The organism is Peptoniphilus indolicus (assembly GCF_900454665.1).
Taxonomy (GTDB): Bacteria; Bacillota; Clostridia; order Tissierellales; family Peptoniphilaceae; genus Peptoniphilus; species Peptoniphilus indolicus.
Map to the genome: position 1 here is coordinate 1022514 of NZ_UGTH01000001.1, position 13640 is coordinate 1036153.

14 protein-coding genes are annotated in these 13640 nt (G+C 32.3%); 5 read left to right on the forward strand and 9 right to left on the reverse strand.

Annotated elements, in window-relative coordinates:
* Window positions 1-2: 2 nt before the first annotated feature.
* From DYE58_RS04970 to DYE58_RS04985, 4 genes are read right to left on the reverse strand one after another with little or no spacing between them, the layout of a single operon-like run.
* Window positions 3-1367 (reverse strand): TrkA C-terminal domain-containing protein, encoded by a 1365-nt coding sequence (locus DYE58_RS04970; RefSeq protein WP_004820299.1) that lies wholly within the window; start codon window positions 1365-1367, stop codon window positions 3-5.
* Entirely contained in the window at window positions 1367-2818 is a 1452-nt protein-coding gene (locus DYE58_RS04975) for a TrkH family potassium uptake protein (protein ID WP_115312077.1), read from the reverse strand. The genes DYE58_RS04970 and DYE58_RS04975 overlap by 1 nt, the downstream gene beginning before the upstream one ends.
* The gene (gene trkA, locus DYE58_RS04980; protein WP_004820293.1) at window positions 2815-4176 is read right to left on the reverse strand and encodes a Trk system potassium transporter TrkA; all 1362 of its coding nucleotides are present in this window, start codon (window positions 4174-4176) and stop codon (window positions 2815-2817) included. Before trkA ends, DYE58_RS04975 begins: the two co-directional genes overlap by 4 nt.
* 1 nt (window position 4177) lies before the next feature.
* Window positions 4178-5311: a cation diffusion facilitator family transporter gene (locus DYE58_RS04985; RefSeq protein ID WP_040552257.1), complete on the reverse strand. Its 1134-nt coding sequence runs from the start codon at window positions 5309-5311 to the stop codon at window positions 4178-4180.
* Between the two features lie 157 nt (window positions 5312-5468).
* On the opposite strand from DYE58_RS04985, the gene DYE58_RS04990 reads away from it, so the two are divergent.
* Genes DYE58_RS04990 through DYE58_RS05005 form a run of 4 tightly spaced genes read left to right on the forward strand, consistent with a single transcriptional unit; the run spans window position 5469 to window position 8912 of the window.
* Window positions 5469-5987 (forward strand): hypothetical protein, encoded by a 519-nt coding sequence (locus DYE58_RS04990; protein WP_115312078.1) that lies wholly within the window; start codon window positions 5469-5471, stop codon window positions 5985-5987.
* Window positions 5988-6002: 15 nt separating this feature from the next.
* Complete coding sequence (locus DYE58_RS04995) at window positions 6003-7217, forward strand: AI-2E family transporter (protein ID WP_004820286.1); 1215 nt, start codon at window positions 6003-6005, stop codon at window positions 7215-7217.
* 6 nt (window positions 7218-7223) lie between these two features.
* A complete protein-coding gene (locus DYE58_RS05000; RefSeq protein ID WP_004820285.1) occupies window positions 7224-8039 on the forward strand; it encodes an EFR1 family ferrodoxin in 816 nt (271 codons plus the stop codon).
* A 54-nt stretch (window positions 8040-8093) separates the two neighbouring features.
* The gene (locus tag DYE58_RS05005; RefSeq protein WP_004820283.1) at window positions 8094-8912 is read left to right on the forward strand and encodes a DUF4300 family protein; all 819 of its coding nucleotides are present in this window, start codon (window positions 8094-8096) and stop codon (window positions 8910-8912) included.
* A gap of 44 nt (window positions 8913-8956) precedes the next feature.
* Here DYE58_RS05005 and DYE58_RS05010 read toward each other — a convergent pair whose 3' ends face one another.
* From DYE58_RS05010 to selD, 5 genes are read right to left on the reverse strand one after another with little or no spacing between them, the layout of a single operon-like run.
* On the reverse strand, window positions 8957-9820 hold the full coding sequence (locus DYE58_RS05010) for a histidine racemase CntK family protein (RefSeq protein WP_040552254.1): 864 nt from the start codon (window positions 9818-9820) through the stop codon (window positions 8957-8959).
* A gap of 45 nt (window positions 9821-9865) precedes the next feature.
* Window positions 9866-11008: an aminotransferase class V-fold PLP-dependent enzyme gene (locus DYE58_RS05015; RefSeq protein WP_040552253.1), complete on the reverse strand. Its 1143-nt coding sequence runs from the start codon at window positions 11006-11008 to the stop codon at window positions 9866-9868.
* Complete coding sequence (locus DYE58_RS05020) at window positions 10992-11192, reverse strand: putative Se/S carrier protein (protein ID WP_004820277.1); 201 nt, start codon at window positions 11190-11192, stop codon at window positions 10992-10994. The genes DYE58_RS05015 and DYE58_RS05020 overlap by 17 nt, the downstream gene beginning before the upstream one ends.
* Window positions 11186-11773 (reverse strand): sulfurtransferase-like selenium metabolism protein YedF, encoded by a 588-nt coding sequence (gene yedF, locus DYE58_RS05025; protein WP_004820276.1) that lies wholly within the window; start codon window positions 11771-11773, stop codon window positions 11186-11188. The genes DYE58_RS05020 and yedF overlap by 7 nt, the downstream gene beginning before the upstream one ends.
* Window positions 11774-11777: 4 nt before the next feature.
* A complete protein-coding gene (gene selD, locus DYE58_RS05030) occupies window positions 11778-12785 on the reverse strand; it encodes a selenide, water dikinase SelD (protein WP_004820274.1) in 1008 nt (335 codons plus the stop codon).
* Window positions 12786-12960: 175 nt separating this feature from the next.
* Between selD and DYE58_RS05035 the strand changes: the two genes are divergently transcribed.
* Window positions 12961-13584 (forward strand): hypothetical protein, encoded by a 624-nt coding sequence (locus DYE58_RS05035; protein WP_004820272.1) that lies wholly within the window; start codon window positions 12961-12963, stop codon window positions 13582-13584.
* The last annotated feature ends 56 nt before the right edge of the window (window positions 13585-13640 follow it).

A 13640-nucleotide genomic window follows, 5' to 3' on the forward strand; every position in this document is an offset into this window, starting at 1 on the left:
CCTTATGAAAAAATGCTTTGTATAAAACTTCTCCTATTGTCTATTCCCAAAAATCTGTTTAATTTATCTTTACTTTCATTTTTACAGAATATAACAAGGTTGTCTCCATTTTCAATCACTGTCTTTCCTCGCGGAATAACTGCCATTCCATCTTTTCTTATTATCCCGCCAACCAACATTCCTTCCGGAATATTTATCTCCATCAAACTCTTTCCAATTAAATTAGAATCGTCTTTTAATTTAAATTCATATACTTCAGCTTGATTATTAAATGCCATATATATTGAAATCCCTCTATCAGACCTAAGTTCTTTTATTATTTGATTCGCAACTACATCCATTGGCTTTAAAACCAATGTAAAATTCATCTCATCTATTATGGACTCATAGCTTATATCTGATAATTTTACCATGACTTGGTTTATTCCCTGTCTATTTGCAATTATTCCAAGTACTATATTCATCTCGTCATTTTCAGTGGTTATAATTGTAGCGTCGTAATTTCTAAAATTCTTAAAGAATTCTCCACCTTTTAACTTAGCTTTGTGAATGTATACATTTGAATAAGCTGTTCTATACTTTCTAATTTTTTCTATATCTTCTTCTATTATTGTGATGTCATATTCTTTAAAGACTTCTGCTATTTGCAAGCTAAATTCATTTACACCAACTAACAATATTTTTCTATTTGGCTTGTGTTCCAATCTAAAATGTTTATGTTTGAAGTTCAATATATCTTTTGAAAGCCCCATAATATATAGATAATCATCTTCTTCTATTACGGTTTCTCCATTTGGAATAAGTATTTCGTCTTTTCTCGTTATACCTACAACTAAAACAGTCTTTAACTCTCCTATATTTTTAAGCTGTTGACCAACAAAATTTTTATCCATTTCTACAGAATGCCCAACAACTTCTATTCTGCCCTTTCCAAAAACATCTGATTGATAACTCAAATTATCCTTTATAATTCTTTCAACTTCAGATGACATTTCAATTGCCATATTATACATCCTGTCAATTCCTATACTTTCTTTTAAAAATGTCAGCTGTTCTACAGAATCCTTTTGAAATATCGAAGCTATTGTACATTTCGTCCCACTTTTCTTAGCCATTGTAGACAACAAGATATTAGTTTTGTCGGAGTTTGTAACAGCAACTACAAAATCGTACTTTTGCTTAAACAAATTTAAGGCAAAATTTCTGTCTTCTATATTTCCATACACAGGATGTATATTATCAGTCTCAACAATTTCCTTTATGCTGTTTCTGTCTTTATCTACTACAGTTACATCCATTTCTGAAGAAATTGCCGATAAAATTTTTAATCCAATGTATCCATTTCCAACTAAAAGTACTTTTTCCATTAAAAATCTCCTCTTATACTTTGCTTAGGTGTTATCAATGCTATTACTGTGAAAAATTCCAATCTTCCAAGCAACATTAAAAACGAAAATAACAATTTATATCCCCCTGAATAGAATTCAAAAGTCCTTGTCGGACCTACTAACTTAAATCCGGGCCCAACATTCGATAGCATTGTGGCAACTGAAGAAATTGAAGTCATTATATCAACTCCACTAAATGTAATTAATATACTCGCACCTATGAAAACTGCCATATATATTCCCAAAAATGCAAAGATTCCCATAATAATTTTGTCATTTATAATTTTTCCATTTACCTTTATAGGTATTACCGCTTTTGGATGGATAACTTTTATAATTTCTCTTTTGATAGTCTTTAAGACTATCAATATTCGTATTATCTTTATCCCGCCGGCTGTTGAGCCTGCACATGAGCCGAAGAAATATAAAATTAGTAGAGTAAATTTTGATGCTGATGGCCAAAGATCAAAGTCTGCATTTGCAAAACCTGATGTAGAAGCTATAGATGTTACTTGAAATATGGCTTTTATTAAAACTTCTTTTAGTGAACCAAAGCCATTTAAAAATAAATTTAAAGATATTATTAAAATTGCAAAAATTATTATTGTATAAAAAGTTTTTAATTCTTCATCTTTAAATACTAAACTTAATTTCTTTTTATAAAGATAATAATGCAGTGTAAAGTTAGTCCCGCAAATCATCATAAATGCGCTCATTACAAGTGGGATATAATCCCCCTTAAAATATCCTACTGATTCTACTTTTGAAGAAAATCCACCCGTACCCACAACTCCAAAAGTATGTATTATGGAGTCAAACGCATTCATCCCGCCTAACATCAACAATACAAATAAAATTAATGTTATCACTATATATATCGAATACAATCTCTTCGCCGTTTGGCTCATCTTAGGGTCTATTTTCCCCGCTATTGGTCCAGGCGACTCAGCTTTAAAAATTTGAAATCCACCGACGCCGATCTTTGGCAAAAGTGAAAGGGTTAGGACCAAAATCCCCATCCCACCGATCCAGTGGGTTGTACTCCTCCATAAAACTACTGATTTTGGCACAGCAGATATATCTGATATTACACTCGCCCCTGTAGTTGTGAATCCTGATACTATTTCAAAAAATCCATCAATATATGTCGGAACAGAATCAGATAAATAAAGTGGCAATGCTCCTAATAAAGAAACTATAATCCACCCACAAGTGACTATTGCCAACCCATCTTTTGGTGTAACTGAGGCCTTTGTATTTATTAAAAAATATGCTGATATCCCAACCACAAATACTACTGCCAACGCTATCAAAAATGAATTCAGTGCTCCATCATTAATGAACGCTGAATGCATAGCTGAAGGGAGCATAAAAACTCCCTCTATCAAAACTAATATTCCCAATATTTTTATAATAAATAATTTATTCATATAAACCACCTCTTCTTTTTATTGAAGAAATAGTTCTTGAGATTTCCAACTTGTCTATTAGTTGCCAATACTATTATCCTGTCGCCTTCTCTTAAGATATCTTCTCCTTTTGGAATTATTACACTATTCTCTCTCACTATTGATGTAATTAACATTCCCTCAGGTAAATGTATATCTTTTATTGGCTGGTTTAAAACTTTAAGCCCGCTATTTAATAAAATTTCTGAGAATTCAGTTTCTCCATCACTCATCAAGTTTACAGTTATAGAACCTGAGCCCCTTATAGTTCTGATTATCTCATTTGCAGTTATATATGCCGAATTAAAAGCTGCGTCAACTTCTAATCTATCAAGTATTTTTTTGTAATTTTGTCTGGAAATTTTAGCAACTGATTTGTACATACCAAACTGTTTTACGGCAAGAGCCATTAATAAATTTGTCTCGTCTATTCCCGTAGCGCAAACGAAAGCATCGTACTCTTTTAACATTTCTTCTTGCAATACATTAAAATCTGTCCCATCAGCATTTATAATCATACTTTCAGGTAATTGTTCCATTAATTTATAACATCTACTCTTAGAAATCTCGACAATTGTAGTCTCTATCTTTTCTTTACTTAACAACTTCCCCAGATATAAGCCAAGCTTCCCTCCGCCTACTATCATAACTTTTTTAAGAGAACGATGTTTATTTATACCCGAATGTTCTTCGTCAAACTTTTCAATTGTGCCGCTTTCTCCAACAATCATTATAACATCTTTGCTCTCTAAGACAGTTTCTCCATTTGGGATTATAGTTCTTCCACTTCTTGATACCGCTGCTATTAACATATCTTTAAAACCTGTAAGTTCTTTTATTTTTTTGCCTACAAAAGTTTCATCTTGTCCTATGTTAAAATCTACAAGTTTGACTTTTCCACCGGCAAATTCATCACTCATAAGCATATATCTCTTCAATAGATATTTCTCTATTGCCACTGCCGTTGCATAGTCAGGATTGATTACATAGTCTATTCCAAGTTCCTCTTTAATTATTTGAATTTGATTGTTGTACTCAGGATTTCTAACTCTTGCAATAACTTTATTAACTCCAAGTTTTTTAGATATACTTGACATCAAAACATTTGACTCATCACTATTTGTAGTCGCAAGCAATAAATCATATTCTTCAATTTCAAGTTCCTTTAGCACTTCAAAATTAAGTGCATTTTCATTTACAGTTAAAACATCAAGTGTATTATTTACATAATCTATTACCGTTTCATCTGAATCTAAAATTGTCACATCACAATTTTCTGCTATAAGCGTTTGGGCTAATTTTATTCCAAGTTTTCCCGCTCCTGCCATCAATACTTTCATCCTAAAATTCCTCTTTAAACACCCTGTCTATTTTTACAACTTTTCTTAGTCCCTCTTCACCTAAAATTTCTAATACTATATTTTTAACTCCAGCTTCATCTCTGTCAGTCTTTACTAATTTACCATCTACAACAATATCCACGCTTATCTCATCTCCATTTAACGACAAGTCGTGGAATGAATAAAATCTTTTATCTTCTTCTATAAGTTTATTAAGCTTTGATATAATTTTGGTTTCAACTTCTGAATATGAACCAACAGGGTCTAAGTGTATACTCGCATGATACCCCTTTGTTTCATATATCTCTCTTTCAATTTTATCAATTATATTATGTGCTTCAATAATGCTCATCTTATCGTCAAGCTCAACGTCCATCCACGCGTAAACTTTTTCAGGGCCAAAATCTACTATCATAATATCATGTACATCTATGATTTCACTATAAGACATTACAATTTTTTCAACCTCTACCATTTCTTCAGGATTAGTTCTACCAATAATTGCACTTATAGTCTCTTTTATCAAATCATAACCTTGATACAAAATAAAAAAGCTGACCAAAAGGCCTGCCCATCCATCTACTAAATAACCTGTAATTTTGTATACAAAAATTGAAATTATTACAACTCCTGTCACAAAAACATCTGATATAGAGTCTTTTGATTGAGCTAAAATTGGATATGAGTTAATTTTAGTCCCCACTTTTTTATAGAACAAACTCATAAAAAATTTCACTACACACGAAACAAACATTATCGCTATACTCAAATTAGTATAGCTAACACTTGATGGATTTATTATCTTTCCTATTGATGCCCTTATAAATTCAAATCCTGCAAAGAGAACCAACGCTGATACAACTAATCCCGCAATATATTCCATCCTTCCATGTCCATAAGGATGCTCTGAATCTGCAGGCAAATTTGACATTTTTGCTCCTATAAGTGTTATGAACGAAGACATTGAGTCCGTGAGATTGTTTATTGCATCTGCCAAAACTGAAACTGAACCAGTTCCAAAATAAACAAATACTTTCAGCGTAACTAAAAATAAATTAGACAATATGCCAACAGTAGCTGTCCTAAATACTGCACCCTCTCTATTATCTTTTAAAATTATCTTTTCTATTTCAATACCCCCCTTATTTTAACGTTATTATACAATAGATATTTTTTTTATTAAAGCTTTATAATCTAAAAGTTAGATTGAAGTTACTAACACTCTAATGTAAAATTAATATAGAATTTATGTTTGTTAAACATAATATTATTTTGAATCAAAGGTGATGAACATGACAAGTCTTGTTATAAAATGTGACCATTCAATAATTGACGATTTTAAATATGAAGTTTTTGATGATGATAGACTTATTTATGAGGGCTATGTAGATATCTATTCTCCAATTGTAAATTTAGTTCGTGGAGAGGGTTTCTATTCTTCCAAAATAAGAGTTTTTAATAGGTCTGACGAACAAGTTTTAATAATTTATAAACATATTAAAAATATTGTAAACGACAATTTATTTACTATTAAATCAAATGCTTCTTCAATTACTGTTCGAGAAGGTAGAAATTTTCGAGTTCCCGATTTATACTTTAGAACTCCTCTTGGTAAAGTTACATTATGGGGAGAAGTAAAATCTCAAACATATTCCCTTATGTTAAAAGACAAAAAAATCGCGTCTATAAATGGAAAGTTAATCCGTTCTCAAAAAGTCTACACATTGTCTTTTGATGAAAAATATTCAGAACATGAGCTTATTTTTTTATCCAGTGTATTTATCCTGGATTCTATGTACCATGATTATTAAGGAAAAGGATGATTTATGAAAGAAAATTTAAAATTGCAAACACAAGAACATGATGGGCAGATTGTATATTCAACCTATTCACATAAGTCTCTTGCACTTATTGTATTTGGAGGAATATTACTATATTTCTTCTTTTTGAAATTCTCATCTGTTCAACTTATATTCTCCAAAATCATATCTATTTTGTTCCCATTCTTGCTTGGGGGTGCAATTGCATTTGTACTTAAAATACCTATGAATTTTTTTGAAAAGTTAATATTAAAACACACCAATTCAAAGTTTTTAAAGAAAGCTGCAAGAGGTATTTCACTTTTTGTCTCAATACTTTTGGTAATATCAATTATTATCTTTATGATGTCAATGGTTATTCCTCAACTTATTATATCTTTGCAATCATTAGAAAAACAAATACCTGCTTTCTTTGAAAAATTAATAGAATTTGTAAACAGATTCCCAAAACTGTCCCCTATTGCTGAAAAAATTCAAACTTTTTACAACTCTTTGAGTTTAAATTATATTTTTGAGCAAGTTAAACACTTCTTCTTAACTGAAGATTTAAGTTTTAATACAAATGCTGTGCAAACTGCCTCAGGCATTGCAAACACAATTTTTTCAGGTTTTACCAATGCGCTTTTGGCTTTTGTGTTTAGCATCTATGTACTTTTGGATAAGGATAGACTTGGCAGACAAACTAAGAGGATTTTATATTCTGTTGGCGGAACTAAAATTGGAGCGTTTATAATACACATTGGACACTTGATAGATTTCTATTTCTTCAACTTTGTAAAAGGTCAATTACTCGATGCCCTCATCATAGGTGTTATGACATTTGTATCTATGTTTGTCTTTAGAATGCCTTATGCAGCTATGATTTCAGTGCTGGTTGGATTCTCAGATTTAATTCCAATCGTAGGACCGCTTATTGGAGCGGCAATAGGTTTTATATTTATCCTAATAGACTCTCCATTCCAAGCCATGCTGTTCTTGGTGTTGATGGTAGTTCTACAACAGATACAAGGAAATATTATCTATCCTAAAATTGTCGGCGACAAACTTGGCATACCCGCTATGTGGTCCCTATTTGCAACTATTGTAGGTGGTGCACTTGGAGGAATTGTAGGAATGTGGGTATTCATACCGTTGGTTGCCGTAATATATACCTTACTCGGTGAATATACCGAATATAGATTAAAAAAATTAAACATGAACTCAGAACTTCAGGAGGATTAGATTAAAATGAGTTATCGCATCTGTTCACTTTATTTTTCAGCAACAACTACCACAGACAAAGTTGTTCACGAATTTATTTCAACATTAAAAAAAGAGTTAGAAATATCTGAGCACACAGACTATGATTTCACTCTACCCCATGCAAGAAAAACAATGCCCGAATTTAACGAAAATGATATCGTAGTAGTTGGAGTACCTACTTATGCCGGACGTGTTCCAAACTTACTTCTGCCATATCTAAACCAAATAAATGCAAAAGGTGCACTGGGAGTTTCAATCGTACTATATGGTAATCGAAACTTTGACGACTCACTTATAGAACTTACTGAGTTGATGACAAATGGCGGAATGAAAGTTGTCGGCTCCGGTGCATTTATCGGAGAACACTCTTTCTCCACAACACTTGGCGCAAAACGCCCTGACGAAAGCGATATGAAAATTGTCAGAGAATTTGCAACCTGCGTAGCTCAAAAAATTAAGACAAATAACTTATCAGAATCAAAGCCAAAGGGTGAAAGCCCTATAAGACCTTATTTCACACCACAAGACCGTCATGGAAATAAAATTAACTTTGTAAAAATAAAACCTATGACAAATCTTAAAGCTTGTATAAACTGTAAAATTTGTGCTAAATCTTGCCCACTTGGTTCAATAGACTTCGAAGATGTGTCACAAGTTCCGGGAAAGTGCATGAAGTGTTGTGCCTGTGTTAAAAAATGTCCTACCGGAGCAAAATATTTTTCAGATGAAGGATATTTATTCCATCAAAGAGAACTTGAAGAAATCTATGAAAGACGTAGCGAGCCAGTTTATTTTTTATAAAAATTTCTGACTTATCCTAATTGGAAAAGTCTTTTAACTATAAAAGGAGTCAAAATGAAAAAATTATTAATTCTATCTGTACTTACATTTCTTTTAGTAGGTTGTTCAAAACAAATGTCAGATCCAACTTATTCAAACTTAGTTGACGACAAAATGATTGAGTCCATTTCTGAAAAACTTGTTGCAAATGGAGTTTCATCATCACAAGTTGAAACTTTTAAAAAACAGCTTTCAAATTTTTATGACACTGTAGGAACCGAAAATATGGTATCAGATTTTGAATCTATAAAAGAGCCAACATATGACCCATATACTTTACAAGATAAATGGTTATCTAAAAATAACTATGTTGGATATAATTGCAGAATAACCTCCTACACTCTATATAAAGATTTATTCCAAGGAAATGGGTTCGATGAAAATTCCACATCTCATCTCTTATTTGACTACGAAACTTTAAATCAGGATAAGTTTTCACAAGACGATATAAATAAATTCAACACTTTATTCCAAAGTTTTGATACTGAAAACGCCAAAGATTTGAAAGTTCATAAAGAGAATATCAAAAATGGTTTTAAAAAATATGGTTTTAAATTTGCCGACTCGAATATAAAATTAGTTTCAGTTTATTTGCACGACCAAGTAATAAAACCCGACACTGATATTTTATTTGTAGGGCACACAGGTATATTAATCGAAGAAAAAGACGAATTATTATTTATTGAAAAACTAGCTTTTTCAGAACCTTATCAAGTTGTAAAATTTAGTGACTTAAATCAACTTGCAGAGTATTTATTAAATAAATATGATTTTTCTGACGGGCAACCTGAAGCACGACCTATAATAACTTTAAATGACAGTTTTCTAAATTAATAATTCATAAAAAATGAGCCTTGCATTGCAGGGCTCTAAATATTTTAATCTTCTTTAGCTTCTCTATTTATTGTTTCTAACTCTTTTTCATGCTCTATTTTAACTCTCTTAACTTCTTCAGCCGGAATATCTATTGTAACTTTTTCAATTTTGCCTATTTCAACAGGCCCACCAATTATATATTCTATTCCGTTTGTGAAATCAGCAAAAATTTCAAGCTCTCCATTTGGATTTTTAATTATTGCTTCAAAATCAGGATCTTCTTTTGCATTTAACACATATGCTGCCGCTATAGAGCCTGAAGCACATGAACCCTCTCTAACCAAAGTTTCAGCAGATGGCACATTAACATAAGGAACTATTTCTTTCTTCTCTACATTTAAGAAAATAACTCCATATGCATCAGAACTAAATTCAAATTTTAACACGTTCAAAGCTTTTTGAACAAACTCAGGGTCTTCTCCTCTTTCCGCAACCAAGTGAATTATGCCGGAGAACACAACCGCCTTAAATGTATCTTCATCAATTTTAACATCTACAATTTCTTTAGGTTTTTCAACTTTAACATATGCAGATTGTTCTTGTTGATTTACTATTACATTAACAGGGCCTTCAGTTCCGGAAACATACACTTCTATTTGCACATCTCCTTCACTTTCATAAAAACTTGCTGAATAAAGTCCGTACGCTCTCGTTGCATTACCGCAAAATTCTCCGCCCATCATATCCATTCTAAGTGGTGCTCCATCATAACTTGGACTTATGAACCCCACTTGTTCAACTGAAGGGTCTCTCTTTATAATTTCCTTTGCATAAGCTCTTCTATATCCCGGATATACAGGAGTTATTACATATCCGGTTATATTGCCGGCCGGATTTGCTCTAAAATATTCAAATGATTTTTTCATAACAACCTCTCTTTTCTTTAGACTTCTACCCAAGACCGTACTAATTTACACTACTTTTTTGCCTATTATTTCAAGAACCTTCTCAATTTCTTCATATGTATTAAAAGTGGATAAAGACATTCTTACCATACCCCTGCTTGCTGTTCCAAGAGCCTTATGATGAAGAGGTGCACAATGTATCCCCGCCCGTGTCATCACTCCGTTATATGCTAAGTACTCGGAAATTTCTTCTGAAGCGAACCCGTTTACATTAAATGATACAATTGGCGCTCTCGTACCTTCAAAATTATGATAGAATTCAATTTTTTCAAACTTCTTAAGTCCAGTATATAGATACTGCATCTTATCATTTAACTCTCTCTCTATATCTTTAATGCCCTTAGAGTTCACATACTCAACCCCGGATTTCAAACCGGCTATCGAGTGTATATTTCTCGTTCCGGTTTCAAAAATATCAGGGATTACTTCCGGTTGTCTTTCGTTAAAAGAATCAAACCCACTTCCCCCACTAAACACTTGTGTCGGCTTCCTATCCGTCAAAATTACCATTCCACCTGTGCCTTGAGGCCCATATAGAGATTTATGCCCTGTAAAACAATATACCATTTCCGGCAATTCTCTATTCAAGTTCACTTCAATACAGCCCGCCGATTGAGCCCCGTCTACTATTAAAAATAAATTATGCTTTTTACAAAATTCATATATGAACTCAATATCTATAACTATCCCCGATACATTTGAAACATGACTTATAACTACAGCTTGTGTATCAGGTTTTAAAAGTTTTTCAAAATCTTCATAAATCAAATTTCCATCAGAATTCAATCTGACATATGATACATCATCTATATAATCAAACAACGGCCTTAAAACTGAGTTATGTTCATTTTGAGTAGTTATGACATGTTTATCTGATTTCAAATAGGCTCTTATCGCTATATTCAACGATGCTGTTATATTTTCTGTAAACACCACTCTCATAGAGTCTTCTATTAAAAACAAATTTGCCACTGCGAGCCTTGTATCCAGACCCAAACCCAAAGAATTCATTGAGTATGGATAAACCCCTCTTGATGGATTAGAAAATTCTCCACTTGCAATTGTATTGTACACTGCTTCGGCAACTTCCTTTGGCTTTTGAACAGTGGTTGCCGCATTGTCAAAATATATTTTATTCAAAGATTTCATATTTAATCCCATTCTCTTTCAAAATTTCTTCTACTTCTTCTAAATGTTCTTCAACTCTTAAGCATAGACCACAACCCGCATCGATTTTAGTAGGAAGCGGAATCAATCTAACTCCGCTTAAATCTATTAACCTGTCTGCAGTCATAGCATGCCCCGAACTTTCAAAAGTCACATACTTTAACATGGTTTTACTGTTTTATATTTTAATTGTAATTCGCAAATTCTGTACATATTAGTTGCTGTTCCAATTTTTAATTTTTCTTTTAATCCGTAGTTTTCCAAACATAGCCCGCAAGATAATATTTCAGTTCCCTTTTGCTCTAAAACTTTCAAGTCTTCCACTGTCTTTTCATTTATAGTAGTGATTTCAACACCTTTGTTGTAGCACACAACATACTTTGGAACTCTATCTTGTTCAGTTAGTGCATATACAAACCCATTTAAAAGAGTCTTTGAGAAAGATTCTTCTCCCCCGCCTAACTCATTCGATGAAAACACAACTATAAATTCATCTGTTTCAGGTTGAATCTCCATAATTGAACACACGCCTTCTTTCTTGTTCATAACAACCTCATATTCTGCATTTGAAATTTTATTTACTTCAGCACTAAATCCAAGTTGTTCTGCCATTTTAGATAAATTTTCAGTCGCTATTTCATTATCTACTTTCACCAAAACTTCTTCTAAATTTTCTTCAACAATTGCCTTCTTAGTCATTATAACCGGTCTTGGACAAGCATGTCCCATTGCATTAATTTCTTTCATTTCTCTACCTCACATAAATTTTATAATCTCGTTTTTCTACTACATTTCCAATTTTTGAAGCGTCTATTCTATTTTCTATAAGCTTATCGAATAGTTCATCAGCATCTTTCGATGAAACACTTATGAGTAGTCCTCCCGAAGTCTGAGGATCAAACAAAACTTCTTCCATTGCAAAATCGTTTACTTCAAAATTTACATTCTTACTATACGCTCTTCTGTTTCTCTGCCCGCCGGCAGTGAATAAAAAGTCTTCGGCAGCCTTTTTAGCCCCACTTAAAAATTTTATATCTTTTGAATTTAAAACCGCAGAATATTCTTCCATCATTTCAGATAGATGACCAAGCAAACTAAATCCGGTAACATCAGTAAGAGCATGAACATCATAATTTTTTAAGACATCAAAAGATTCTTTATTTAATCTTACCATGCTTGCCACAGCTTTTTCATAATCTTCGTGCTTAACTTCTCCTATACTGTAGCCACTCATGAGTAAGGAGACACCAAGTGGTTTAGTGAGTATAAGTACATCTCCGGACTCAGGTGTGTTGTTTCTATAAAACCTATTCAGATTTACACTTCCAAGAACACTCAAACCGTATTTTATTTTTGCATCATGAATTGAATGCCCACCCGTCAAAGTGCACTCAGCCTCTTTACAAACCTCTGCCCCCCCTCGTAAAATTTCTTCTAAAATCCCCAAGTCTTCACCCTCAGGAAAACAAACTAAGTTCATGGCGCTAATCGGTTCAGCTCCCATTGCATATAGATCAGAAAGCGCATTTGCCGCAGCTATTTTACCGAATAGATATGGATCTTCCACCATTGGAGGAAAAAAATCCACCGAAGTAACTACGCCAATGTCATCTGTTACCTTTATAATGGCAGCATCCTCATTTCCATCAAAACCAACTACCACATCATTTCTTTTGTGAATTTGTAAACTCTTTAAAATTCCGGTTAAGTCTCCTGCTCCAATTTTAGCATTGCAACCACCACATACATCAAGTTTCATAAAATCCCTCCGATTATTTAATTTTATCACAATTTTTGATTTTGGTTAAATAAATAACTAAAATCCTTTAAATGAGATTATAATCTCTTGTTTTTATATGTTTTATTAAAAGTCTCTTCATGATAACCTTTTATAATTTTATTATTGGTGCTACCATATAAATGGAGGTGTATCAATGAAAAAAATATTTTTATTAATCTTTTTAAGTACTATATTCTTGTTGACTTCTTGTACAAATTCTAAAAATAAGAATATAAATCTTGAAAACTTAACTCATGATGTAACTTATATTCGTACAAATACTAAAAATCTTAAACTCATAGAAAAGAAAAAACTTCAAAATGGATACCATTTGAAATCTGAAAAATATACAAATTTATCAGAACTGTCCAATGATTTAGAAATAAGTTTTATCAACTCAACTTATTTTTCTAATCAAGAATACTGTGCAAAATATTTTCAAGACGGTGTACTCTCTCAAATAGTTGTATTCCCTTCAAATATGATTTTTGATTCTCTTATAAATTCTTTTGATTTTAAAGTTAGTGATCCACCTTTTCTTTCTATTGAATGGGTCAATAATCCTATTCAAAAAGGCATCCCTAAGGAACTGATGGGAAACTTTAGTATTGAAGAAGAATATAAAATAGCTAACACTACTGTATATATAATCAAATCCGGTTCAGAAGAGGCGCCTACATATCTTGGAGTTTTTAAATTTGATAATAAGGCATATACTATAAATAACGTAAAATCTATTGCCGAATTGAAAAATATTATAGATAGTTTTGAATTTTAATAATTATGTTATATTGCGAGATGTATTGACATCTCGTTTTAAATTACAAAAAGACA